Annotated in this window: 18 protein-coding genes and 5 pseudogenes; 5 read left to right on the top strand and 18 right to left on the bottom strand. The window is 63.5% G+C overall.

Annotated features, from left to right (window positions below; translation table 11 throughout):
* The first annotated feature begins 38 nt into the window (after positions 1 to 38).
* The 4 genes from CUR85_RS15105 (at position 39) to CUR85_RS15090 (ending at position 2980) form a co-directional block, all read left to right on the top strand.
* Complete coding sequence (locus CUR85_RS15105; RefSeq protein WP_280322804.1) at positions 39 to 683, top strand: hypothetical protein; 645 nt, start codon at positions 39 to 41, stop codon at positions 681 to 683.
* Positions 608 to 892, top strand: a complete 285-nt coding sequence (locus CUR85_RS15100; protein ID WP_280322803.1) for a universal stress protein — start codon at positions 608 to 610, stop codon at positions 890 to 892. Before CUR85_RS15105 ends, CUR85_RS15100 begins: the two co-directional genes overlap by 76 nt.
* A gap of 21 nt (positions 893 to 913) precedes the next feature.
* Entirely contained in the window at positions 914 to 1327 is a 414-nt protein-coding gene (locus CUR85_RS15095; RefSeq protein WP_067262103.1) for a c-type cytochrome, read from the top strand.
* Between the two features lie 123 nt (positions 1328 to 1450).
* A complete protein-coding gene (locus CUR85_RS15090; RefSeq protein WP_067267903.1) occupies positions 1451 to 2980 on the top strand; it encodes a PAS domain S-box protein in 1530 nt (509 codons plus the stop codon).
* On the opposite strand, the gene CUR85_RS15085 is transcribed toward CUR85_RS15090, so the two are convergent.
* A complete protein-coding gene (locus tag CUR85_RS15085; protein WP_067267919.1) occupies positions 2977 to 3711 on the bottom strand; it encodes a response regulator in 735 nt (244 codons plus the stop codon). The genes CUR85_RS15090 and CUR85_RS15085 overlap by 4 nt on opposite strands.
* A 155-nt stretch (positions 3712 to 3866) precedes the next feature.
* Between CUR85_RS15085 and CUR85_RS15080 the strand changes: the two genes are divergently transcribed.
* Positions 3867 to 4550, top strand: coding sequence for a helix-turn-helix domain-containing protein (locus CUR85_RS15080; protein WP_067267904.1), 684 nt, complete (start codon positions 3867 to 3869; stop codon positions 4548 to 4550).
* A gap of 55 nt (positions 4551 to 4605) precedes the next feature.
* On the opposite strand, the gene ccoS is transcribed toward CUR85_RS15080, so the two are convergent.
* From ccoS to CUR85_RS14995, 17 genes and pseudogenes are all read right to left on the bottom strand, one after another.
* Positions 4606 to 4791, bottom strand: a complete 186-nt coding sequence (ccoS, locus tag CUR85_RS15075; protein ID WP_067267906.1) for a cbb3-type cytochrome oxidase assembly protein CcoS — start codon at positions 4789 to 4791, stop codon at positions 4606 to 4608.
* Positions 4788 to 6907: pseudogene (locus tag CUR85_RS15070) on the bottom strand (heavy metal translocating P-type ATPase). The gene ccoS and the pseudogene CUR85_RS15070 overlap by 4 nt, the downstream one beginning before the upstream one ends.
* Complete coding sequence (locus CUR85_RS15065; protein ID WP_067267908.1) at positions 6904 to 7377, bottom strand: FixH family protein; 474 nt, start codon at positions 7375 to 7377, stop codon at positions 6904 to 6906. Before CUR85_RS15065 ends, CUR85_RS15070 begins: the two are co-directional and overlap by 4 nt.
* Positions 7374 to 8963, bottom strand: coding sequence for a cytochrome c oxidase accessory protein CcoG (ccoG, locus tag CUR85_RS15060; protein WP_067267918.1), 1590 nt, complete (start codon positions 8961 to 8963; stop codon positions 7374 to 7376). Before ccoG ends, CUR85_RS15065 begins: the two co-directional genes overlap by 4 nt.
* Before the next feature lie 96 nt (positions 8964 to 9059).
* Positions 9060 to 9959: pseudogene (ccoP, locus tag CUR85_RS15055) on the bottom strand (cytochrome-c oxidase, cbb3-type subunit III).
* Positions 9956 to 10144: a cbb3-type cytochrome c oxidase subunit 3 gene (locus CUR85_RS15050; protein WP_136720504.1), complete on the bottom strand. Its 189-nt coding sequence runs from the start codon at positions 10142 to 10144 to the stop codon at positions 9956 to 9958. The pseudogene ccoP and the gene CUR85_RS15050 overlap by 4 nt, the downstream one beginning before the upstream one ends.
* A 10-nt stretch (positions 10145 to 10154) precedes the next feature.
* Complete coding sequence (ccoO, locus tag CUR85_RS15045) at positions 10155 to 10991, bottom strand: cytochrome-c oxidase, cbb3-type subunit II (protein WP_209273759.1); 837 nt, start codon at positions 10989 to 10991, stop codon at positions 10155 to 10157.
* 5 nt (positions 10992 to 10996) lie between these two features.
* On the bottom strand, positions 10997 to 12607 hold the full coding sequence (gene ccoN / locus CUR85_RS15040; protein ID WP_067262871.1) for a cytochrome-c oxidase, cbb3-type subunit I: 1611 nt from the start codon (positions 12605 to 12607) through the stop codon (positions 10997 to 10999).
* 120 nt (positions 12608 to 12727) lie between these two features.
* Positions 12728 to 15104: pseudogene (locus tag CUR85_RS15035) on the bottom strand (FAD-dependent oxidoreductase); the annotation flags it as partial.
* Between the two features lie 67 nt (positions 15105 to 15171).
* Positions 15172 to 17632 (bottom strand): annotated as a pseudogene (locus CUR85_RS15030) (GcvT family protein).
* 89 nt (positions 17633 to 17721) lie between these two features.
* Positions 17722 to 18309, bottom strand: coding sequence for a helix-turn-helix domain-containing protein (locus CUR85_RS15025; RefSeq protein ID WP_067266236.1), 588 nt, complete (start codon positions 18307 to 18309; stop codon positions 17722 to 17724).
* A gap of 90 nt (positions 18310 to 18399) precedes the next feature.
* Positions 18400 to 19664 (bottom strand): annotated as a pseudogene (locus CUR85_RS15020) (ABC transporter permease).
* Entirely contained in the window at positions 19664 to 20467 is an 804-nt protein-coding gene (locus CUR85_RS15015; protein WP_067266249.1) for a taurine ABC transporter ATP-binding protein, read from the bottom strand. Before CUR85_RS15015 ends, CUR85_RS15020 begins: the two are co-directional and overlap by 1 nt.
* 102 nt (positions 20468 to 20569) lie before the next feature.
* Entirely contained in the window at positions 20570 to 21562 is a 993-nt protein-coding gene (locus CUR85_RS15010) for a taurine ABC transporter substrate-binding protein (RefSeq protein ID WP_067266251.1), read from the bottom strand.
* A 412-nt stretch (positions 21563 to 21974) separates the two neighbouring features.
* Complete coding sequence (locus CUR85_RS15005; RefSeq protein ID WP_067266253.1) at positions 21975 to 22751, bottom strand: MetQ/NlpA family ABC transporter substrate-binding protein; 777 nt, start codon at positions 22749 to 22751, stop codon at positions 21975 to 21977.
* Between the two features lie 41 nt (positions 22752 to 22792).
* Positions 22793 to 23467, bottom strand: coding sequence for a methionine ABC transporter permease (locus CUR85_RS15000; RefSeq protein ID WP_067266255.1), 675 nt, complete (start codon positions 23465 to 23467; stop codon positions 22793 to 22795).
* Entirely contained in the window at positions 23457 to 24518 is a 1062-nt protein-coding gene (locus tag CUR85_RS14995; protein WP_067266257.1) for a methionine ABC transporter ATP-binding protein, read from the bottom strand. Before CUR85_RS14995 ends, CUR85_RS15000 begins: the two co-directional genes overlap by 11 nt.
* Positions 24519 to 24662 lie beyond the last annotated feature (144 nt).

The raw sequence follows: 24662 nt of genomic DNA, 5'->3' as shown, positions 1-24662 counted from the left end.
CGCCCCATAATGGCCGGGGTCACATGAGGAGCGTCGCCATGCAAAATGCTACAATCACAGTCGTGCTGGGGGTCGATGCCCGGCCCAATCAGCTAGAGGCCCTCGCCCGCGAGGCGCAGACCCGGGGCGCGCATCTGATCGTTCTTCTGCTCAGCGAAACCCCTGCCGTCCCGGTCTATTCGATGGGGGTGGGCGAACTCAGCACTTATTCCCTCCCCGCGGGCTGGCAGGCGGATGTGGACGCGGCCCGCGAGGCGGTCGAAAAACAGCGCGCGGAATTTTCCCTGTATCTCACCGACCAAGGCGCCAGCGCGGATGTGCGCGCGGTTTGTGGCGATGCCTCCGCCTTACGCAACACGGTGGCGCGGGCGGGGCTGACCTGTGACGCGGTGCTTATCGGCACGGACTTGCGCGAAGACAAGCGCCTGTTCGAGGACATCGTCCATGCCGCCCTCTTCGAGTCCGCCGCGCCCGTTTTGCTCAACACCGCGCAGGCCAAGGTGGCTTTGACCCGCAATCGGTCTTCGTCGCATGGAAAGCGGGCATTCCCGCCACGCGAGCGACCCGCGCCGCTCTGCCAATCCTGCGCAATGCGCGGGAGGTTACCGTGGCGCTTTTCGACCCGGTCTCGATCTCGGCCTATGACGGGGAAAACCCCGGTACCGATGTCGCCGCTTGGCTGACCCACCAAGGCTGCAACGTTGCCGTGCAGCAATATGCCAGCGGAGGCGAGGACATTGGCACCGCCATCCTGAAACGCGCCAAAGAAACCGGGGCCGATCTGATCGTCATGGGCGCCTATGACCACTCCCGCCTGCGCGAGATGGTTTTTGGCGGCACGACCCGCAGCCTGATTGAACAAAGCGCCTTTCCTGTGCTTCTGTCGCACTAAAGCCCATCGAAAGGACCCCCTATGCGCCCTCACCTCGCTACCCTCGCCGGGCTATCCTGCGCCCTCCTCTCCGGCTGTTCGGAGGGGTCCTCTGGCGACACCGACCGGGTGCGCGCGGGGCAGCGGGTCTATGCTAAGGAATGCGCCGCCTGCCACGGGGCGCAGGGCGAAGGCGGCGGTCCGATGTCCTTGCATCTGGATGTGGTGCCGCCGGATTTGGCCGGGCTGAAACAGCGCAACGACGGCTACTTCCCGCGCGAGTTTGTCAGCCGCTTTGTCATGGGCCAGCTTGCAAAAGACGACCCCGCCTCACCCATGCCGGACTTCTCCGCCGTTGGCCTGCGCCACGTCTACCCCAATGGCGGCGCGGATGGGGAGGTGCTGGAAACCGATTTCGCCAATCTGCTCGACTATTTGGAAGCGATCCAGTGGTAGGACAGGCGTGGTTCGGGAGACAGCCCTCGGGCACTTAGCGCGCCCCCGCCCTGCATTGCGCCCCCGCCCCCTCTCACGCTATCGGATGCCCTGCCCCGCAGCCCCTACAGACGGAACCCTCGCATGAAGATCAACGACGAAAGCCCCGTTCTGCTGGCCCTTCTGGACGCCGCCGTCGATGCCATGGTGGTGGCGGATCACGCGGGCAATATCCTGCGGGTGAACAAGGCGGCGGCCACGCTCTTCGGCCATCCGGTTGAGGATTTGGTAGGGCAAAACGTGCGCATGCTGATGCCGGGAGACATGGCCGTTCAACATGACGGCTTCCTGCGCCACCATCTCGAGACCGGAGAGAAACGCATCATCGGCGTGGGCCGCGACGTGGAAGGGCTGCGCGCCGATGGCAGTGTCTTCCCGCTGCATCTTTCCGTGGGCCGCGCCGATATCTCGGGCGAGGTCGCCTTTGTCGGCATTATGCACGATCTGTCGCGCCGAAAAGCCGCCGAGGAGGCCAGCGCCCGCTCGCAACGGATGGATGCCATCGGCCAGATGACCGGCGGCATCGCGCATGATTTCAACAACCTTCTGACGGTCGTGATTGGCAATCTGGAACTGCTGGAGATGTCGGAAACCTCGGCCAAAAGCGGCGCGCTGATCTCGGACGCGTTGGAGGCGGCAGAGATCGGCGCGGACCTCACCTCGCGCCTGATGGTCTTTGCCCGCAAGACAACTTTGAACGCGGCGGAGATCGACCTTAACGCCGAAGTCTCAAAAGCCGTGGCGATGCTCAAACGTACCATCGGCGCGCATATCGCGGTCGAGACGGGCTTTGCCGAGGATCTTTGGCTGGCCAAGGTCGACGCCACCCAGCTTCAGACTGCCGTGCTCAACATCGCGCTCAATGCCCAAGACGCCATGCCTTCGGGCGGTAAAATCACGCTGGAAACCCGCAACATGCAGCTCGACGACACCTATGTCGCACAAGAAATCGGCATCGACATGGGCAACTACATCCGCCTGTCGATCGCGGACACGGGCGAAGGCATGTCTGCTGAGACCCGCACCCGCGCGATGGAGCCGTTTTTCTCGACCAAACCGGTCGGCCAAGGCACGGGGCTGGGCCTGTCGATGGTTTACGGCTTCATCAAGCAATCCGGCGGGCATATCGCGATCTACAGCGAATTGGGCAAGGGCACGACGATCAGCCTCTATTTCCCCGCCCTCGTGGACAGCACCAGCGCGCGGACGGCCTCCAGCGACGCGCCAGAGCAGCACGCCGGGATCGGCACCGGCCTGCGCGTGCTGCTGGTCGAGGATGACCCGATGGTCCTGCGCCTGTCGGAGCGACGGCTGGAGTCGCTGGGGTTCGACTGCGTTACGGCGACCACCGGCGATGCGGCTTGGGACATCCTGCAAGACCGCGATGACATCGACGTGGTTTTTACCGATCTGGTGATGCCGGGGGAGTTGTCGGGCCATGCGCTGGCCAAACGGGTCGCGGCGGAAATGCCCGATCTGCGGATATTGATCACCTCGGGCTTTTCCGAAAACGTCCTGCGCGGCGAGGAAGAGAGCCATGCCTTCTCCCTCTTACGCAAACCCTATAGGCAAGCGGATCTGGCCGAAGCGTTTCGCGCCTTGTTACAGGATTAAACCGAGGTGGCGGTGGGGCTTTCGGTCAACACATAGCCCACCCCGCGCACCGTTTTGATCAATAGCGGACGCGCCGGATCACGCTCGACCTTCTTGCGCAGCCGTGCCACTTGGTTGTCGATGGTGCGGTCCAAGGGCGCCCAATTCTGCCCGTCGATCAGATCCATCAACCGGTCGCGTGACAAGGGTTTTTTCGCGTGGTTCACAAAGGCGGCCAAGAGTTTGAAATCAGCCGTGGTCAGATCCCCCTCCTGCCCGTTCCGGCCCACCAGCAGCATCCGGTCGAGGTTGATCTTCAACCCGTCGAGCGCAAGCCAAGGGTCGGCGCTTTGCGGCGCGGGCGTCTCCGCCTCGCGTTTGCCGCTTCGCCGCAGGACGGATTTGACGCGGGCCAAGACCTCACGCACATGGAAGGGTTTGGTCAGATAGTCATCCGCGCCCAGCTCCAGCCCGACAACGCGGTCGATCACATCGTCCTTGCCCGTCACCATGAAGATCGGCACGTCATGATCGCGGCGAAGGTCGCGCGCGATGTCCAGCCCGTCCTCCGCGCCGAGGTTCAGATCCAAGGTCACCAGATCGAATGCCTCCGCCGCGAAGGCCGCGCCCACGCTCTGCGCGTCATGCGCCTCGGTCACAAGGTAGCCGTCGCTTTCAAGGCAGCGCCTCAGAAGCGTCCGGATCTTGGCATCGTCATCAACAACAAGGATCTTCTTCGCGGTCACGCCCATCACCCCAAAAGTTGCGTTTGTATAATCCGCAACCCAAGCGAGCACCACCCGCCACGCCATTCCCTGCGACAAAGCGTTACAAATGGATACGAGACCAAAGGTCGTTCTGCGACATGCGCTTGAGAATGTGACGGCGCCGCAGAAAGGACGATCGCATGTACGTGACGCTATCCAATGAGTTCACCCCCGCAACCAAAGTGCCCGAGGCGCAGCTTTGCTCCCGCACCCCCGCCGCGCAATCGCCGCGCAGGCGGCAGGCGGTCGGCAGCCATCTGTTTCGCGAGGGCGATATCGCCAACCATATCTATGAGATCACCTCGGGCGTCTTTCGCCTGACCCGCGTGCTCGACAACGGGCGGCGGCAGGTCATCGCCTTTGGCCTGCCCGGCGACATCATCGGCTTTCCCAATGGCGCGCTTCATCACAGCGATTGCGAGGCGATCCAGACGGCAGAGGTGATCGCCCACCGCCGCCATGCGCTCGACGATTTCGAGGGGGATCACGAGACGCATAAACGGCTGTTGAACGCCGCCCTGCGTGAGATTTCGGCGATGCAGGATCACTTCATGATGCTGGCGCGCAAATCTGCGCTGGAAAAGGTTGCCTCCTTCCTCATCACGCTGGCGGAGCGCACCGGCAGGCCGATCGGCAATTACACCACCTGCGCCCTGCCGATGACCCGCAGCGACATCGCGGATTTCCTCGGCCTGACGATTGAGACGGTGAGCCGCACCCTGACCCGCCTGCGCAAGCAAGATATCATCGCGCTCGAAACCTCTCAGACCGTGCTGATCAAGGATATGGACGCGCTCATCTCGGCCTCACAGGCTGCCGACTGACAGCAGTCTTCTATTGAGCTAAGAAAACGCGGGTCTCGGCCCGCGTTTTGCGTTTCTAGGTCGCCTTTTCGGAATCGCGCTGTTGGGTGTCCCCATTAGGCGCGCCATTCTCCAGCAAAATCCGCGCCGCGTCTCCTTCGAGGTCATCGTACTGCCCATTGCGCAGCGTCCAGAGACAGGCCGCAAGCCCCGCCGCGCCAAGACAGACGGAGACGGGGATGAGAACGATCAGGATATTCATCGGCGCACCGCATTCAAAACCACGAGGATAGACGAGGAAGACATCACCGCCGCCGCCATCAGCGGGGTGGCGAAGCCCATGACCGCCACCGGGATGGCGACCGCGTTATAGGCGGCAGCCAGCCCGAGGTTCTGGCGAATACGGCTGCGCGCCCGGCGGGCCAGCCGCAGGGTATCGGCGACCGCCGAAAGATCACCGCCCAGCATCACCCCGTCTGAGGCGACCCGCGCGGCATCCAGCGCCGTAGCAGGCGCGAGAGAGGCATGCGCCCCCGCAAGCGCCGCCGTGTCATTCAGCCCGTCGCCCACCATGAGCACCCGCTTGCCCCGCGCAGCCATGTCGCGAACCAGACCGGCCTTATCCTCAGGCCGAACGGCGGCATGAACCGTGGCGATCCCGAGGGTTTCGGCCAATACTTCTGCACGCTGCGCGGTATCGCCGGTGACCATCGCCACCTCCATCCCACGCCCGCGCAGGGCGCTGACGACTTCCGCCGCCCCGACGCGGGGCGTCTCGGACAGGGGCAAGGGAATAGAGCGGTCCGGCAGATACAGTTCCGGCCCTTCCTGCCCGCGACGCAGAGAGACCAGCGCCCCGTGCCAAAGGCCGCAGACGCCCTCGCCCGGCACCTCTTGCAGGTCGCGCAGATCGGCGGGCATCTGCCCCTGCAACGCCGCCGCCAAGGAGCGCGAGGCGGGGTGGTCAGACGCCTGCGCGAGGGCAAGCGCGACCGATGCCGCCTCTGCATCAAGCGCGGGCAGCCGCGCGACGCCTTCGGTCAACGTGCCGGTCTTGTCGAAGAGAACCGTGTCGATCTCGGCCAAACGCTCCAACGCCGTGGGGGATTTCAGCAACACGCCCGCGCGGAACAAACGCCCGGTCATCGCCGCCGTCACCGCCGGAATGGCCAGCGCCAGCGCGCAAGGGCATGTGATAATCAGCGTCGCCGTGGCCACCGCAATCGCGTGATAAAGGTCCCCCGTCAGCGCCCACCAGACCACGAAAGCCAGCGCCGCCAGCCCATGCACCACCGGCGCGTAAAGCCGCGCGGCGCGGTCGGCGATCCCGCTGTAGCGGTGTTTGCCGGTCTCAGCGACCTCGACCAAAGCCGCAAGGCGGCGCAGGGTGCTGTCCTCGGCCCGGCGGGCGACCCTTAAGGTCAGCGGCGTGCCAAGGATTACCTCGCCCGCGCAGATCGGCCCGCCCGTCGCCACCGCGACGGGGTCGGCCTCTCCGGTCAGGGCGGAGCGGTCCACCATCACCGCGCCCAAGGCGATGCCATCCACCGGCGCGCGCGCCCCGGCAGCGAGGGCGATGCGGTCATCGGGCATCAGGGCGCTGACGTCCACCGTCTCACGCCCCGTCGCGGTCAGACGGGTCGCGCGGGGCAGTTCCAGCGCCGTTAACTCCGCCGCGGCGGAACGTGCTGTGGCCCGCGCGCGATGCTCTAGATAGCGGCCCACCAGCAGGAAAAAGGTCAGCGAGAGCGCCGCATCGAACCAAGTATGCGCCCCGGTGGCGGCGAAAGTCTCATAAAGCGAGGTTGCCGCCGCCAGCAGGATCGCCAGCGCAATCGGCACATCCATATTCATTCGGCCCGCCCGCAGGGCGATCGATGCCGAGGCGAAGAAGGGCACCGCCGAAAAGGCCAAGGCGGGCAACGCGATGGCGGCAGAGACCCAGTGAAACATTTCGCGCGTGATATCGCCCGCTCCGGACCAGACCGCGACGGAGACCGCCATCACATTCATCATGGCAAAGCCCGCCACGGCGGCGCGGGCCAACAGACGGCGGCCCGTGTCATCCCCCGCAGGCCGCAGGGCGGTCGCGTCCAGCTCATGTGCCTCAAAGCCCGCGTCGTTCAACGCCTGAAGCGCGGCGCTGGCGTCATACCCGGGGCTCAGCACGATCCGCACCCGTTTGGCCCCAAGGTTCACCCGCGCGGCTTTGACCGAGGGCAAGCGGGCCAAGACCCCCTCGACCCCCGCAATACAGGCCGCGCAACGGATCTGCGGCAGGGCGAGATGGATGGCCTTGTCGTTCTCCGCAATGTGCTGCGCCGCGGCCTCGGCCGAGGGGTGCCTGCGATACAGCCGGGACAGGCGGCGACGGTCATCGTCTCACCTGCAAAGGAATGCGGCGGCGAAAGAGCGTGCCATCGGCGGCGCGCATCTCGATCCGCAGGTTCCAGTTGCCGGGGCCTGCGGTAACGGGCGCGGTCCACGCATGGCCATCCCAGGCGAAGTCGGGTGTCATGTCATCCGCCACGGTGGTCGCCCGGCCCAATGTCGCCGCGATGATCTCGGGCTGCACCACGCCATTGGCATCCTGCACCGCCAAGCGGAGCGCATCCCCCGTCAACTCGGTCTGCACCGCCCAGCCGAGCGCTTCTTGCGCCGCGCGGTCGCTGTCAAAATTTTGCGAGGCGACGTAGCTCGATTCGGTTTCCTTGCCCGGGAAGGTGCGCACCGCGTTGAAAGCGAGCGCGAGGTTCACCGCGATGATGATGGAAAACCCGCCCACGAAGATCGCCAGCACATGCCAGCCTGTCAGGGGGCGCCCCCGTTGCAATTGCGCTGCGGTCATTGGCTGTCCTTTCCGTTGAAAATCGTGTCACCAAAGGCCCGCTCGCCCGAGCGGACGTCTTCGACCCAGAACCGCAGATCGCTGCGCGGCGCGGTGGCGGCGTCACTCTGCGGCAGGGCGATGACATAGACCCGTTGCAGGCGGGTGGTGTCTGCGGGCACGGAAACCACCGAGCCCGCCGCCCCCTCGACGCTGAGGTCCAAACCGCGGTCTCCGGCGAGAGACAGCCGGAAATCCCGTGCCTCCCCATGTTTGTTGCGCAGGCGGATGTCATAGGCGTTGCGGATCGACCCGTCCGAGAGGGTGACGAAGGTCGGATTGCGCACCGGCGCCACGGTCATGTCGATCTCGGGCCGGATGAAGAGCGCCACGACAAGCGCCACACCAATGGCGGCCCAAGCGGCGGTATAGATTAAGGTACGCGGGCGGAAGACATGCTGCCAAAGCGGCTTGGGCTGCCAGGGCGGCGCAGTGGCCCCGGCGACGTCACCGGCAGGCGCTTCCGCAAAGCCCGCCACGGCGGCGCTTTCCTTGGGCGCGGTGGGCGGCTCATCATCCAGCGCGAGATAGTCGATCAGCCCGCGCGGTCGGCCAATCTTGGCCATCACATCGTCGCAGGCGTCGATGCAGAGCGCGCAGGTAATACATTCCATCTGCTGGCCTTCGCGGATGTCGATCCCCATCGGGCAGACCGCGACACAGGCGTTGCAATCAATGCAATCGCCCAAAACCTCGCCGTCCCGCGATTGGCGGTCGCCCGCGGTGTTTTTGTCGAGCGCCGCACCATAGCGGGCCACCGCATCGCCGCTGCCGATCGCCTCTGCCGCCGCTTTCTGGCGCTTCACCCCGCCCTTGCCCCGCGGCTCGCCCCGCCATTTGCGGTAGCCGACGGTCAGTGTGCCGGGGTCCATCATCGCGCCTTGGATACGGGGCCAAGGGCACATGTAGATGCAGACCTGTTCGCGCATGAAACCGCCAAAGATGAAGGTCGTGGCCGTCAGCACGGCGATGGTGGCATAGGCCACGGGGGCGGCTTGCAGGGTCACGAGGTCACGCGCCAGACTTGGCGCATCGGCAAAGTAAAAGACCCAAGCCCCGCCTGTCGCCACCGCGATCAACAGCCAGACCACCCATTTCGCCCCCCGCAGCCGCGCCTTGCGCAGGCTCCAGGGGGCGTTGTGCAGACGGATACGCGCGTTGCGGTCGCCTTCGATCCAACGCTCCACGGTCATGAAGAGATCGGACCAGACGGTCTGCGGGCAGGCATAGCCACACCAAACCCGCCCCAGAGCGGAGGTGAAGAGGAACAGCCCCAGCCCCGCCATGATCAGTAGCCCCGCCACGAAGTAGAATTCATGCGGCCAAATCTCGATCCAGAAGAAATGAAAGCGCCGGTTCGCAAGATCGACCAGAACCGCTTGGTCCGGCAGGTTCGGCCCCCGGTCCCAGCGGATCCACGGGGTGATGTAATAGACCCCCAGCGTGAGGATCAGGATCACCCATTTCAACCAACGAAAGAACCCGCTGACCCGGCGGGGAAAGATCGGCTCGCGGGCGGCGAAAAGCGGGGGGGCGGCGTTGGACATGGGCAGTAGGCTCCGAGTTTACGTCTTGCGGCCTACACCCGTGGGGCGCAGGCCGCTTTGATCTGCATCAATCCGCAGATTATTTGTCGTACCGGTTTAGTCGGCAGCGGCACCCTCGGCATCGACCGCAGCCTCGCCGCCGCCCAGACCGTGGACATAGGCGGTCACGGCGCGGACCTCGGCCTCGCCCAGACGGGCCTGCCACGGCGGCATCACCCCCATGCGCGGCGCTTTGAGTTGCCGCAGGATCGCCTCATGGCTGCCGCCGCGCAGCCAGATCGCATCGGCAAGGTTGGGCGCGCCCATCTCACGGTCGCCGAGGCCACGCTCCCCATGGCAGGCGCTACAGTTGTCGGCATAGACCTCTGCCCCCGCCAGCGCTGCGCCTGCGTCATGCTCAAGCCCCGAAAGGCTGCGCACGAAATGCACGGTGGCGTCGAGCTCGGCCTCCTCCATCCAATCAAACGGCGGCATCTCCGAGAAACGCGCGTCGGGTCATCCTCGTTGCGGATGCCATGGCGCACGGTATAGGCGATATCCTCCATCGTGCCGCCCCAAAGCCAGTCATCGTCCAGAAGGTTGGGATAGCCCGAGGCCACCACCCCCCTGCCCCGCGCCGTGGCATTGCGAGCAATTGGCCGCAAAGACCGAGCGCCCGGCCTGTGTCGCGAAACGGTGCAGCTCTTCGTTGTCCTTCAGCACCGCCAGATCGACGTTGACGAGGCTTTCGGTCAAGTCGGCATTCGACAGGTCCACCCGCGCAATCTCGGCAGCGACTTCGCCACGGGTGGAATAGCCGAGCAGCCCCGCCGTCGCGCCTGAGACCATCGGCCAGGCGGGATAAAGGATGGTATAGATCACGCCCCAGACGACGGTGGCATAGAAGGTCCAGAGCCACCAGCGCGGCAGCGGCGTGTTCAGCTCTTCGATCCCGTCCCAACTGTGGCCTGTGGTCTCGGTCCCGGTGGCGGGGTCGATCTTGCGTTTATCGGTCATGTGCGGGCTCCGTCATTGCGGGCTTGATCGGGGTCGTCGTTGCGAAACGGGACGGCGGCGGCATCGTCGTGCAGGGCGCGCGAGCCGGGGCGAAAGGCCCAAGCAATGACGCCCAGAAAGATCAGCGTCAGGATCAACAGCGCCCAGCTATCAGCCAGTTCACGCAGGAAAGAATAGGTGTCCATTGCGGTCTCCTCAGCGGCTGGCGTCAGGCACGAAGGTCGAGAAATCGACCAGCGTTCCGAGCATTTGCAGATAGGCGATCAGGGCATCCATCTCGCTCACCCCCGGCTGGCCGTCGAAGTTGCGCACCTGCGCGCCGGGGTAGCGTTCCAACAGCCCGTCGTAATCGCCGAAAGGGTCGACCTGCACCCGGAAATCGCCACGGACATTTGCGATCATTTCATCATTATAGGGCACGCCGACCGTGCGGTGGGTGGCGACCAGATCGGTCACATCCTCAGGCTCAAGTTTGGCGTCCATCAGAAAGGCGTATTTCGGCATGACGCTTTCCGGCACCACCGATTGCGGGTCCATCAGGTGATCGACATGCCACTCATCCGAATAGCGCCCGCCGACGCGCGCCAGATCCGGCCCGGTGCGTTTGGAGCCCCATTGAAACGGGTGGTCATACATCGACTCGGCGGCGAGACTGTAGTGGCCGTAACGCTCCGTCTCATCGCGCATCGGGCGGATCATCTGGCTGTGGCAGACGTAGCAGCCCTCGCGCACATAGATCTCGCGCCCCGCCAGTTCCAGCGGCGAATAGGGGCGCATGCCCTCGACCTCTTCGATAGTATTCTCCAGCCAAAAGAGCGGCGCGATTTCGACGATCCCGCCGATGCTCACCACCCCGAGCGAGGCGATCAGCAGCAGTGTCGCGTTGCGCTCGAACCGCTGGTGAAAGGTGATGGCCTCCGTCTCGGGCGGCAGTTCGTTAGGAATTTTGCCCTTCTTCAGGCCTTCGCTAGCGGTCACGACTTTCGGGTCGTCAGCGGGGTCATAATTGGGGCTGTGGGGGTTCTTGGCCATTGATCTTACTCCGCTGGCAGGGCGACGGTGACGGGGCGGGCTTGCGGGGCGCGGATGGTCATCCACATGTTCCAGACCATCACCGCACCGCCCGCGAGGTAGAGAACCCCGCCCAGACCACGGACCACATACATTAGGAATTTCGCTTCGACGGTGTCGGCAAAGCTGTTGACGAGGAAGCCATTGGCATCGACCTCACGCCACATCAGCCCCTCCATGATGCCCGAGACCCACATCGACGCGGCGTAGAGCACGATCCCAAGGGTCGCGAGCCAGAAGTGCAGGTTGATCGCCGCCATGGAGTGCATCTGCGCCCGGCCCCAGAGCCGCGGGGTGAGGAAGTAGAGCGCACCAAAGGTGATGAGCCCGTTCCAACCAAGCGCGCCGGAATGCACATGGCCGATGGTCCAGTCGGTGTAGTGGCTGAGGCTGTTCACCGCGCGGATCGACATCATCGGCCCTTCGAAGGTGGACATGCCGTAGAAGGCGAGCGAGGCCACGAACATGCGGATGATCGGATCGGTGCGGATCTTGTCCCACGCGCCTTCGAGCGTCATCAGCCCGTTGATCATGCCGCCCCAGCTTGGCATCCACAGGATGATCGAGAACACCATCCCCAGCGTCGCCGCCCAATCGGGCAAAGCGGTGTAATGCAAGTGGTGCGGCCCCGCCCAGATATAGAGAAAGATCAGCGCCCAGAAGTGGATGATCGACAGTTTGTAGCTATAAACCGGACGGCCCGCCTGTTTCGGCACGAAGTAATACATCATGCCAAGGAAACCCGCCGTCAGGAAGAAACCCACCGCGTTGTGGCCGTACCACCATTGCGTCATCGCATCCTGCACGCCCGCAAAGACCTGCACCGATTTGGAGCCCCAGATCGACACCGGGATGGCGAGGTTATTGACCACATGCAGCATGGCCACGGTGATGATGAAGGCCAGAAAGAACCAGTTGGCGACATAGATATGCCGCTCACGCCGCTTCAGGATCGTGCCAAAGAATACGGCGAGGTAGACCAGCCAGACGATGGTGAGCCAGATGTCGACGTACCATTCCGGCTCGGCATATTCCTTGGATTGGGTCGCCCCCAGCAGATAGCCCGTGGCCGCCAGAACGATGAAAAGCTGATAGCCCCAAAAGACGAACCAAGCCGCGTTCCCACCCCAGAGCCGTGCCGAAGAGGTGCGCTGCACGATGTAGAAAGACGTAGCGATCAGGGCATTGCCGCCAAAGGCGAAGATCACCGCGCTGGTGTGCAGCGGACGCAGGCGGCCAAAGTTGGCATAGGGCTGCGCCCAGTCGATGTTCAGCGCGGGAAAGGCCAGTTGGAAGGCGATGAAGGTGCCGACCAAAAACCCCACCACGCCCCAAAAGGCGGTGGCGATGACGCCATAGCGAATGGGGCCATCCATATAGCCCTGCGGCGCTGCAGGCGCGACGGGCGCCGCGTCCTCGACAGGCATCCGGCGCAACTGCCAAAAAAACAACCCTGCGGCCACCAACATGACCAGCAGGGCGTGAACCATATAAGCCGGATCGCGCGCCCAATCCGCCCCGAGTGCTGCAAAGAACACTATAAGCGCAAGCACGATCAACTTGAGCGTATCGAACATATTCCGAATCCCTTCATCTTTGGGAGACGGATCGCATGGGCCCCAAGCCGCCGCTTTGATCTATGTCAAAACTCGGCGGATAAGCCTGCGAAGGGCGCGTTTTCGTAAGGCGACGGCCTAGCTTTTGGTCCGCGCCCCGCTGGGGTCATACATCGGTTTCAGACTGGCCTCGGCCCTGATCCGGCGGCCCGCCACGTCGATCTCATAGGTTGAGGCCAGCAGATCGGCGGGGCTTTCGCCCGCGCAGGGCACATAGCCCAGCCCGATCGCACCCCCTAAGTGATGGCCATAGTTGCCCGAGGTGAGATAGCCCACGATCGCCCCCTCCCGCAGGATCGGTTCAGCGTGGTAGAGCAGTGGCGCGGGGTCCGTCAGGCGGAATTGCAGCATCCGCAGCTTCAGCCCCTCTTCCTTTTTGCGCAGCACCGCGTCGCGGCCAATGAAATCCGGCTTGTCGGTCTTCACCGCAAAGCCCAAGCCCGCCTCCAGCACATGGTCCTCGCAGGTGATGTCATGGCCGAAGTGGCGAAAGCCCTTTTCGATCCGGCAACTGTCCATCGCATGCAGACCGCAAAGTTTCACGCCGAAAGCCGCGCCCGCTTCCATCAGCGCCTCAAAGACATGGCCTGCCATCTCGGCGCTGACGTAAAGCTCCCAGCCCAGTTCGCCCACATAGGACACCCGATGCGCCCGGGCGAGGCCCATGCCGATCTCGATCTCGCGCGCCATGCCAAAGGGATGGGTGTCATTCGAGAAGTCATTGGGAGAGACCGCCTGCAAGACCTCTCGCGCCTTCGGCCCCATAATCGCGAGCACCGCCTCACCCGCCGTAACATCGGTGATCACCACCATCCGGTCGCCAGCATGGCGGCGCAGCCATGTCTCATCCGCCAGCCGCGTCGCCGCCGGGGTGACGACGAGATAGGCGGTCTCGCTCAGCCGGGTCACGGTGACATCCGCCTCGATCCCGCCGCGAGGGTTGAGGAACTGGGTATAGACGATCTTGCCCACCGGCACCGCCATCTGCGCGCCGCAGACGTGGTTTATGAAAGCCTCGGCCTCTGGCCCCTCGACGCGGATTTTGCCGAAAGACGACATATCGTAAAGCCCCACGCCCGCGCGGATGGCGGCATGTTCGGCGGCTTGATTGTCGAACCAATTCTGCCGGCCCCAGCCATAGCGATATTCGCGCGGCTGCCCGGGATCGGCGAACCAATTGGCCCGCTCCCAGCCTGCGAATTCGCCCATGACCGCGCCATGCTCCAGCAGATGCGCATGGAGCGGGCTGCGCCTAATGCCCCGCGCAGTAGCCTTCTGGCGGTAGGGGAAGTGATCGGCATAGAGCAGCCCCAGCGTTTCGGTCGACCGTTCCGCCAGATAGGTCTTGTTGCCCTGAAACGGCTGCATCCGCGCGATGTCCACATCGCCCAGATCGAAGGGTTTCTGCCCGTCCTCCATCCACTGCGCCAGCGCCATGCCCGCCCCACCTGCCGATTGGATGCCGATGGAATTGAACCCGGCGGCGACCCAGACATTGTCCATCTCGGGCGCTTGACCGAGGTGATAGGCATCGTCGGGGGTGAAACTTTCGGGGCCGTTGAAAAAGGTATGAATTCCCGCCTCCGCGAGCAGCGGCAGCCGTTTGACCGCCATCTCGAGGATCGGCTCGAAATGGTCGAAATCCTCGGGCAATTGATCGAACTCGAAATTTTCGGGGATGCCGTCCAGCGCCCAAGGTTTGGCCACGGGTTCGAAAGCGCCGAGCAGGATCTTCCCCGCATCCTCTTTGTAATAGGCGTATTCATCGGGGATGCGCAGCACCGGCAACTCGTGCAAGCCCGGCACAGCCTCGGTGACGATATAGAAATGCTCACAGGCTTGCAGCGGCACGTTGCTGCCCAGCATCCGGCCCAGCTCGCGCCCCACATGCCCGCGCAGTTGATGACATGTTCGGCCTCGATCCGGCCCCTGCTGCCATCCTCCCCGGCCCAGTCCACCGCCGTGATCCGACGCCCCGCGCGGGCGACCCCCGTCGCCCTGACCCGCTCGGCCACCACCGCGCCACGCGCCCGGGCGCCCTTGGCCAAGGCCAGCGCAATATTGGCCGGATCGCCCTGCCCGTCTTTCGGCAAATAGACCGCGCCGGTCATGCCCTCGGTCTTCACATGGGGGTATCTCGCGCAGACCTCTTCGGGGTGATCTCTTCGACCTCGACGCCAAAGGCGCGGGCCATGGCGGCTTGACGCAAGATCTCCTCGCGCCGCGCGGGCGTCAGGGCGGCGGTGATCGAGCCCACGCGTTTGAAGCCGGTGGCGACCCCGGTTTCCCCCTCCAACGCGCTGTAGAGTTCTTGGGAGTATTTCGCCAGCCGCGTCATGTTCTGCGTCGCGCGCAGCTGCGCGATCAGCCCCGCCGCGTGCCATGTAGTGCCGGAGGTCAGTTGTTTGCGCTCCAGCAGTACCACATCGGTCCAGCCGAGCTTTGTTAGATGATAGGCGACCGAACAGCCGATCACGCCACCGCCAATGATCACCGCGCGGGCCTTGGAAGGCAGCTGTCCCATCTCAGACCTCCTGCGCGCGGATGCGCGTGTTTTCGCGGTCCCAAAGCGGGGTGTCGGGCTGCACCGTGGCGCGGTAGCTTTGGCCATAGATTTCGACGGTAAGTTCAGTGCCCGGCACGGCAGCCTCGGCCCGCACGACGCCGAGGGCGATAGAGGCATCGACCCGGTAACCATAGCCGCCACTGGTCACCTCGCCCACGGCACCTCCATTCAGGCGCAGCGTGGCCATCGGCGGCGCATCTTGCGGGTTGCCTTCGACCACCAGCGTCACGAAGCGGCGCCGCGGCCCTGCGTCCCGTTCGGCGATCAGCGCCTCCTTCCCCGGAAATGCCTCCAGCTTATCAAGACGCAGGAAACGGTCCAATCCGGCCTCTAACAACGTATACTCCTGCGAGAGATCTCCCTTCCACGTTCGATACCCCTTTTCCAGGCGCATGGAATTGAGCGCGAACATCCCAAAGCGCGTGGCCCCGCCCGCGATGACCGCGTCATAGATCGCGGGCATGTCTTCGGGGCCGCGTGGATTTCCCAGCCCAACTCGCCCGCGAAACAGACCCGGGCGAGCAGCGCAGGCTTGCCCTTTACCGACGCCTCTTGATGGCTGAGCCACGGCAGCGCCAGATCGGCCTCCGGGGCCAGCGGCGCCAGCAGGGCGCGGGATTTCGGGCCGCATAGGATCAGGGTCGAGACCGCATCGGTTCGATCCGTCAGGCTGATCTCGCCTTCTTGGGGCAACGCATCGCGCAGCAATTCATAGTCATGCCATTGCGCGGGAGCGGCGGTGATCAGGGTGAAGTCATCCTCAGCATGGCGCAGGATCGACATCTCGGTCAGCACCCGGCCCCGGCTGTCGGGGAAATAGCCCAGCGTCATCCGCCCGACCTTGGGAAGCGCCCCCGCAATCCGGCCCCGCAGCCATTCCGCCGCCCCCGGCCCCGCAAGCGCAAAACGCGAGAACCCCGGTAGATCGAGCACGCCCGCATGGTCGCGCACCGCCGCGACCTCCTCACGGACCCGCGCCGCCCACGGGCCGTCCCGGTCCCATGTCTGGGTCGCGGCCTCGGCGGTGTCATCACCGGGTTTGGCGAACCAATTCGCCCGCTCCCACCCGTTGTAGGCCCCCATCTGACCGCCCGCGTCGCGCAAACGGTCGTGCAGCGGCGACAGCTTCTTGTCGCGCCCGGCGGGCCATGCGTGATGCGGGAAATGCATCGCATATTCATGGCCATAGGTCTCAAGCGCCTTGGCGAGAGTGTAGTCGTGATCGGCATGGGCGGTGTAGCGGCGCGGGTCGACATCCCACATGTCCCACTCCGTTTCACCTTGCGTGATCCATTCGGCCATGACCTTGCCCGCGCCGCCGCCTTGCGCGATGCCAAAGGTAAAGCTATGCGCCTCGAAAGCGTTCGGCACGCCGGGCATCGGGCCCAGCATCGGCAGCCCATCGGGCGCATAGGGGATCGGCCCGTTGATCATCCGCCCCACACCGCTCTGGCCCAACAGCGGCATCCGCGCCATGGCGTCTTCGATATACCATTCCAGCCGATCCAGATCGTCGGGATAAAGCTGAAAGCTGAAATCCTCGGGCATCGGATCCTCGGGGTGATCCAATGCGCCTTGCAGTTGCGCTCATAGGGGCCGAGGTTCAGGCCGTTCTTGTCCTGCCGCAGGTAGTAGGAACTGTCCACATCGCGGACCATTGGCATCTTATGGCCCTTCTCGGCGGTCCAAGCGGCAAGCTCGGGGTTTTCCTCGGTCAGGAAATACTGATGGCTCATCACCACCGCGGGCACCCGGCGGCCCCCATGGGGGCGGAACCATTCGCCCACCCGTTGCGCGTAGTAGCCAGCAGCGTTGACCACCTTCTCGCAGCGGATCGCGCCCTTATCGGTATGGACGATCCATTCATCCCTTTCGCGGTCTATCCCGGTCGCGGAGGTGAAACGATGGATCGCCGCGCCCGCCTCGCGCGCCCCTTTGGCAAGGGCTTGGGTCAGCTGCGCCGGGTCGATGTCCCCATCCAAGGGATCCCACAGCCCGCCTGCCAAATCGTGCAACTCTATGAAAGGGTTGTGTTCCTTCAATTCGGCGGGGGTGCACATCTCCATCCCCAGCCCCTGCGCGCGGGCCATGGAGGCGACATGTTCGAACTCCTGCATCCGCTCGCGACTATGCGCGAGCCGCAGCGCCCCGGTGACATGATAATTGATCGGATAGCCGACCGCCTCCCCCAAACCGCGGTACATCTCAAGCCCGTAGCGCTGCATGTTCATCACCGCCCAAGAGTTCGAGAAATTCGGACAGTTGCCCGCCGCATGCCAGGTAGAGCCTGCGGTGAGTTCATTCTTTTCCAGCAGGACGCAATCGGTCCACCCCGCGCGGGCGAGGTGATAGAGGGCCGAGACCCCAACCACGCCGCCGCCGATGATCACCACCCGTGCCGTTGTCGGAAAATCAGCCACATGCACCTCCTATCGCCATGCACCGCCAAAGGGCTGGCCAGAGGCGCCCCCGGACAGTTTGTAATTGTTCGAATTGATGAAAATCCGGTTCAGTAAACCGGGGGAGAGATCACCCAGACCACCACGGCGGGCGTGTCGTAGGGGTTGTCCCAAGTGTAATATTCGCCCCGAATGCGAAAGCTGTCGCCGGGGCCGACGGTAAAGCGGCGTTCCGCGATCGTGAGGTTCAACCGGCCCGAGATGACGAAACCGACCTCCTGCGTTTCGCGCCTGACGGGCGCTTCCAGCCCTGAATAGGCGGCAAAGGTCGAGTGGATCACCTCGAAACTGTCGGTGAGATCGGGCGAAAGCAGTTCTTCCGTCAACCCATTGGCCGCACTTCCCATGGCGCGCCGCGCCCCGGCCCGTACGACATAGCCACGTTCTTCGGGGCTTACCGTCGCTTCGCCAAAAAGTAGCGAGATCGGCACATCCAAGATCTCGGCGATGCGGCGCAGGTCGGCGATGGAGGGGGTCGAGATGTCGCGTTCGATCTGACTGACCCAGCCGACCGACCGGCCCAAAGCCTCGGCCAGATCCGTGAGGGTCAGTTTGCGCCCCTTGCGGATCGCCCGTAGGTCGGCCCCCAGAGAGCGCGGCCCCACGGCCTCCGCCCCGGGTCTTTTCGCTCCGGTCATGTGAAATTTTCCTCCATTTTTTCACTCTGGCGCGGAATTCGGCGTCTGGCAAGGGGGCTCCTTTCATACAGAAGGGGATTGCAGGCGGGGTTAAGACCGCCCTTTCCAAGGGACCAGCAACCGCTCAGCCTTGCGCATCAGCATGTCGATGCCGAACCCGATGATGCCGATCAGGATGATCCCCATAAGCACGATGTCGGTCAGCTGGAATTTGGAGGCGACCATGATCATCATCCCCGCCCCCTTCTCTGCCGCGACCAGTTCGGCGGCGACCACCGTGCCCCAGCAGACCCCCATCGCCACCCGCGCACCGGTAAAAATCTCGGGCAGCGAGTTTGGCACGATGACATGGCGCATGATCTGCGCCTTGGACGCGCCCAGCGAATAAGCCGCATGGACCTTGGTGATATTCACCCCCGACACGCCCGAGCGCGCAGCAATGGCCATGATCCACAGCGCCGCGAGGAACAGCAGGATGATCTTGCCCACCTCACCGATCCCCGCCCAGATGATCACCAGCGGGATCAAGGCAAGCGGCGGCACCGGGCGCATGAATTCGACAATCGGATCGAACCAGCCCCGAAACCAGCCCGACAGCCCCATGGCATAGCCCAGCGGAATGCCCACCAGCGCTCCAAGGGCGAACCCCACGACCACGCGGAACAGCGAATAGCCCAGATGCTCCCACAGGGTGCTGTCGCGGTAGCCTTGGCTTGAGATTTCAGCAAGGCGGGAGACCACGGCTTCGGGGGCGGCAGCCAGATCGGCTCCATCTGCCAGCCCTTGGCGGGCTCGAAGTTCAGCGTGCCTTTGGGTGACATGCCCACGCGGCCAAACTCGGTCTGCACCTCGCCACCGGGCGCGATCTCCTGCCCATTCACGGCGACGACCCGGTGCCCGAGATCGCGGCCCTTCTCGTCATTCTTATCAACACGCAATAGCCCTGAGCGCCAAGCGCCGATGGTGAAAGCGTCATTCTTGGCCCAGCCTTCGCCGGGATCGACCTGCGGCGTCTCGGCGTCTTCGCCCACCGGATGCACCAGCACCGTGATCGTGCCGTCATCGCGGGAGCCGTCATCGGCCTCGGCAGTATAGGTCAGCTCGGCAAGCCCCTCAAACGGGCCGGGCGCATGCAAAAATCGGGGCAGCAGGGATGAGCCGGTGAACGCGCCCCACAGCAAGAAGATCGTCAAGATCGAGATCACGCTGGCGGTGCGGTTCGACGTCACCGCGCTTTCGTCGCCAAAGGTTACCGTTTTACGCGCCGCAAAGCCGCTGGCTGTCTGATCGACGACCAAGCGGACAAGGAAAAAGGAAAGCGCGAAGATAACGATATAAATAAGCAGGATCAACATCATGCCTCCTCCGTCCGGCCCATGATCTCTTCCTCCATGTCCCAGATCATACCGAGGATTTCCTCGCGCCTTTCGGCGAATTCCGGGTGTTTCTTGACCTCACGCAGGTCTTGCCCCACGCCCAGATCGGCAAAGGGCAGACGGTATTCGCGGTGAATGCGCCCCGGGCGCGGCGCCATGACCAGAAGCCGCTCGCCGAGCAGCAGCGCCTCTTCGACCGAATGGGTGATCAGGATGATGGTCTTGCCGGTCTCTTTCCACAGTTTCAGGACGAGGCTTTGCATCTTTTCGCGGGTCAGCGCGTCCAGCGCGCCCAAGGGTTCGTCCATCAAGATCACATCGGGGTCATTCGCCAGACAGCGCGCCAGCGCCACCCGCTGCTGCATCCCGCCTGAGAGCTCATAGATCGCCTTTTCCTTGAAATCGCCCAGCCCGACGATATCGAGCAGATGGTCAACCTCGGCCCCGTACTGCTTTTCGCCCTGCCCCTTCATGCGCGGACCAAAGCTCACGTTTTCGCGCACCGACATCCACTCGAAAAGCGCGCCCTGTTGAAAGACCATGCCACGCTCGGCATCCGGCCCCGTGACACTATGGCCGTTCATCACGATCTCGCCCGAACTCGGGGCAAGGAAACCCGCCACGATATTGAGCAGCGTCGTCTTGCCACAGCCCGAGGGGCCAAGGACCGACATCAACTCCCCCTCCGCAAGGTCAAGCGATACGTCCTCAAGCGCCTGCACATGACTGCCATTGGGCAGATCAAACCGCATCGACAGGTTTTCGATTTTCAATCCCGACATGCTGCCCCGCTGCTTATTGGTTTATCGGCGCGCCCCATCTGCCGGTGCCTCGCAATCAGGCACCGGGCTGCAACGGGGCGGCCTTATTTTGCGCCGCTTGGCCTACATTTCGCTCGCCGCTTGCAGCGGGCCGGTGTTCACCGCGTCTTCATAGCTGTCGAGCGCACCGTCGATCGCGCCTGCTTCGACAAAGACATCGGCCACGCCTTTCATAAACTCCTGCGCGCCCCCGCCGAGCCATTTCTCACCCATCTGCTCATCAACCGACGGGAAAGAGAATGTCGCGATGGTTTCCATCGTGGCGTCCTCGTCCATACCTGCGTCCTTGGCGATGACAGGCAGCATCTTGTCGCGGTTGGCCTCATCCGCCCACATCGCGTTTGCCTCGGCCGTCACGCTCAGGAAGGCGGCAACCGTGTCAGAGTTCTCGGCCACCCAAGAGGCCGGGCCGGAGGTCACGTCGAAAACGAGGATGCCCAGATCTTCCTTCTCCGCGCCGGTCAGAAGGATATTGCCATGTTCCATCATCCGGCGCAGCGACCCACCCCAGCCGCAGGCCATATCGACCGATCCCTGTGCGATGGCCGCGGCCCCATCTGGCGGCGCCATATCCACCACGTCGAGCGACCCAACATCGACGCCGAAGTGGTTCATTTGTTTAAGGAAACCGTAATGCGCAGCCGTGCCAAGCGGCACCGCGACCTTCTTGCCCGCCAGTTCCTCGGTAGAGGATTTGTCGATCTCCAGCGCCTCGCGCACGACGCAGTTATCATTCTCGGAGTAGCTGACCGCGACATCGAGAATTTGCAGGTCTTGCCCCGCCGACGTGGCGACCACGAAGGGCGGCACGCCTTGGCTCAGCGACAACTGCACATCCCCCGAGGCCATCGCCGCCGACATGGCGGTGCCGGAATCGAAGCTCACCCAATTTACCGTCGTGCCGAGCGCTTCGTCATACATCCCCTCCGCCTTGGCGTATTGGAACGGCATCGGCCATTCGAGGAAATACCCAACGGTCAGATCCTGCGCGGCGGATTGGCTGACCCCCAGCACAAGCAGGCTGGCGGCGGTGCCCATCAGTTTCACGGTCTTCATGATAGTCTCCCTTGGTTTGTTATGGTCGCGTCTTGCAGTCGAACTCCCGTTCACATGGATCGCCACCATCGGCCCTGTCAGACATCAGGAAGGGCAAGCCCCGGGTCATGTGAAAAAATCCCTCACGATTTCACGATACGGGCGGAACTGAACTTTTCAACAATTTTCTCACGCCGCAGCGCAACATAATTTCAATGTTAAGAAGTATGCGTAGAAATGTGCCAGAACGCGCGTTACCTGCAAGAACTACGCGGAATTTCTAAACAGAAATTTAATGGTTTTAGCTGACCGTCAGCCTCAACCCAATGATTAGGGGAGTTTTAACCAGTCAACATGCCCCGGCCCTGGCCGGGGCGCTCTTGACCCGCGGAGGCCCGGGTCAAGTCTATCAATACGATTCTAGAATAAGCGCTTACCAGGAGGTGATGACCGTGCCCTGATAGCTTTCATCGATGAAGGTTTTGATCTCATCGGAGTGATAGGCCTTGAGCAATGTCTCAACCCATGCCGCGTCCTCGTCGCCCTTGCGGACGGCGATGACGTTCACATATGGGTTCTCGGCGCTTTCCATCGCGATGGAATCTTCCTTGGGGCTGAGGCCCGAGGCAATCGCGTAGTTGGTGTTGATCAAAGCCGCGTCCAGATCGGCCAGCGAACGCGGCAGTTGCGCGGCGTCGAGCTCCTTGAAAGACAGGTCCTTGGGGTTCTCGGTGATGTCGAGGACGGTCGGCACCAGACCTGCGGCCTCATCGACTTTGATCAACCCGAGTTCTTGCAGAACCAACAGCGCGCGGCCACCGTTCGTGGGATCGTTCGGAATGCCGAATGTCGCGCCTTCTTCGAGATCGGCAAGATCGGTGATCTTGTCGGAATAGACGCCCATCGGGGTGGTGATCGTGTTGCCGACCACGCTCAGTTCAAAGCCGCGGTCTTTCATCTGCGCTTCGAGATAGGGCACGTGCTGGAAAGAGTTCGCCTGAATGTCGCCATCGGCCAGCGCTTGGTTCGGCACCACATAGTCAGAGAATTCGACCACATCGATTTCAAGGCCCATAGGCTCCGCGATGCGGGCGACTTCTTCCATGATTTCGGCATGTTCGCCGGGCGAAACGCCGACTTTGATTTCCTCGGCGGCAAGGCCGGTGGCCATCAGCGCCAGAACGGAGGTGAGTGTTGTAAGACGAAGCATAGTAGTCTCCTTAGATTGAGAGAACGGATGTAAGGCGCGGCCTATTGACCGCCACTTTTGGTGGCCCGTTTATCCACGGCGCTGGCGATACGCTCGCCAATGGACTGCACAAGCTGCACCAGAACGATGAGGATGATCACGACAATCGCCATGACATCGGGCATAAACCTCTGATATCCATAGCGGATACCCAGATCGCCGAGACCTTCGCCGCCCACGGCGCCGACCATGGCGGAGTAACCGATGAGGCTCACGATGGCGAGGGTCAGGCCCAGTGTGATGCCGGGCAGCGCCTCGGGCAGCAGCACCTTGCGGATGATTTGCAGCGGCGTCGCACCCATGGCGCGGGCGGCTTCGATCAGGCCGGAATCGACCTCGCGGATGGCGTTTTCCACCAGCCGGGCGATGAAAGGCACCGTGGCGATGGTCAGCGGCACGATCGCCGCCGTGGTGCCGATCGAGGTGCCAGCGATCATGCGGGTGAAGGGAATGATGGCCACGACCAGAATGATGAACGGCACGGAGCGCGTGGCGTTCACCACCAGCCCCAACACCTTGTTCACCCATGGCGACGACAGCAGTTCCCCGCGTTGCGATGTGGCCAGAAACAGCCCCAGCGGCAGGCCGAAGAGCGTGCCGAGGATGGCCGAAATCGCCACCATGTAAAGGGTTTGACCGGTGGCTTCGATCAATAGGTTAATCAGATTAGCCGACATAGCCCAGCACCTCCGTCAGAAGCCCGTGTTGTTCCAAAAAGGCCCGCGCTTGGGCGGCCTGCGCCACGGGCATCGACACCAGCAGGTTGCCGAAGGGCCGCGTGCCGATCTCTTCCACCGCGCCGGCAAGGATATTGACCGGAATGCCCATCTCTTGCGTCAATCGCGCCAGCATCGGATCGGTGGCATGGGTGCCCGCAAAGGTGACGCGGATGACCTCCTCGCCCCCTGCCGCGGGCGGGGTTCGGGTCAGGCGGTCTTTGACGAAGGCAGGCAGGGTGACGCCCGTCACGCCCGACAGGAAGGACCGCGTCGTCGCATGTTGCGGCGCGGTGAAGATGTCATAGGTCTCCCCATGCTCCACGATGCGGCCCGCGTCGATCACTGCCACATGGCTCGCGATGTCGCGCACCACGGCCATCTCATGGGTGATCAGCAGGATCGTCAGCCCCAGATCGCGGTTGATGTCCTTCAAAAGCGCCAGAACCGTTTGGGTGGTTTCGGGGTCGAGCGCCGATGTCGCCTCATCCGAAAGCAGCACCTTCGGCCCGGTGGCCAAGGCCCGCGCGATGCCGATGCGCTGTTTCTGCCCGCCCGAAAGCTCCGCCGGATAGCGCCCGGCCTGCGCGCTCAGACCGACACGGTCGATCAGGTCCGCCACGCGCGGCTTGATCTGCGCGCTCGGCATTCCCGCCACTTCGAGCGGCAGCGCGATATTGCCCGCCACAGTGCGTGAAGACAGCAGGTTAAAGTGTTGAAAAATCATGCCAACGTCACGGCGTATCGCGCGCAGCTTGCCGCCCTTGGCGCTGCCAACATCCTCACCCCCGACCAGCACTTTGCCGGTCGTCGGACGCTCCAACCCGTTGACCATCCGCAGCAGGGTCGACTTGCCCGCCCCCGAACGCCCGATGATCCCGGTGATGGAGCCGGGCGCCACGTCGAGGGAAATCCCTTCGAGCGCGTTCACGGTCGCACCGCCCGCTTTGGTAAAGGCCTTGCCGACCTTGTCAAAGGCGATCGAGGCGCCTTCTGTAGTGATATCAGTCATTTTCCGTCCGGATCGGGGTGGGTTTCGAGTGGTGCCCCCGTAGATAGAACCCCTGCGGGCGATGCAAGGCATGATCATGCATAGCTGCCTTGTTTCTCGGGCCTATCTCTCGCCCCCGCATTCGCCCCTTGTGCCGCACACCGA

Source organism: Sulfitobacter faviae (assembly GCF_029870955.1).
Taxonomy (GTDB): Bacteria; Pseudomonadota; Alphaproteobacteria; order Rhodobacterales; family Rhodobacteraceae; genus Sulfitobacter; species Sulfitobacter faviae.
Note: the sequence above shows the minus strand (reverse complement) of the source record. Positions and strands in the feature narration are given on the sequence as shown.

Coding starts and splice junctions, on each gene's coding strand:
- ccoS (WP_067267906.1), bottom strand. CDS start 4,791: ATGAATATCCTGATCGTTCTCATCCCCGTCTCCGTCTGTCTTGGCGCG.
- CUR85_RS15080 (WP_067267904.1), top strand. CDS start 3,867: ATGTACGTGACGCTATCCAATGAGTTCACCCCCGCAACCAAAGTGCCC.
- CUR85_RS15000 (WP_067266255.1), bottom strand. CDS start 23,467: ATGTCGGCTAATCTGATTAACCTATTGATCGAAGCCACCGGTCAAACC.
- ccoO (WP_209273759.1), bottom strand. CDS start 10,991: ATGGCCAAGAACCCCCACAGCCCCAATTATGACCCCGCTGACGACCCG.
- CUR85_RS15025 (WP_067266236.1), bottom strand. CDS start 18,309: ATGACCGGAGCGAAAAGACCCGGGGCGGAGGCCGTGGGGCCGCGCTCT.
- CUR85_RS15085 (WP_067267919.1), bottom strand. CDS start 3,711: ATGGGCGTGACCGCGAAGAAGATCCTTGTTGTTGATGACGATGCCAAG.
- CUR85_RS14995 (WP_067266257.1), bottom strand. CDS start 24,518: ATGACTGATATCACTACAGAAGGCGCCTCGATCGCCTTTGACAAGGTC.
- CUR85_RS15015 (WP_067266249.1), bottom strand. CDS start 20,467: ATGTCGGGATTGAAAATCGAAAACCTGTCGATGCGGTTTGATCTGCCC.
- ccoN (WP_067262871.1), bottom strand. CDS start 12,607: ATGTTCGATACGCTCAAGTTGATCGTGCTTGCGCTTATAGTGTTCTTT.
- ccoG (WP_067267918.1), bottom strand. CDS start 8,963: ATGTCCAACGCCGCCCCCCCGCTTTTCGCCGCCCGCGAGCCGATCTTT.
- CUR85_RS15105 (WP_280322804.1), top strand. CDS start 39: ATGCAAAATGCTACAATCACAGTCGTGCTGGGGGTCGATGCCCGGCCC.
- CUR85_RS15050 (WP_136720504.1), bottom strand. CDS start 10,144: ATGGACACCTATTCTTTCCTGCGTGAACTGGCTGATAGCTGGGCGCTG.
- CUR85_RS15095 (WP_067262103.1), top strand. CDS start 914: ATGCGCCCTCACCTCGCTACCCTCGCCGGGCTATCCTGCGCCCTCCTC.
- CUR85_RS15010 (WP_067266251.1), bottom strand. CDS start 21,562: ATGAAGACCGTGAAACTGATGGGCACCGCCGCCAGCCTGCTTGTGCTG.
- CUR85_RS15090 (WP_067267903.1), top strand. CDS start 1,451: ATGAAGATCAACGACGAAAGCCCCGTTCTGCTGGCCCTTCTGGACGCC.
- CUR85_RS15065 (WP_067267908.1), bottom strand. CDS start 7,377: ATGACCGCAGCGCAATTGCAACGGGGGCGCCCCCTGACAGGCTGGCAT.
- CUR85_RS15005 (WP_067266253.1), bottom strand. CDS start 22,751: ATGCTTCGTCTTACAACACTCACCTCCGTTCTGGCGCTGATGGCCACC.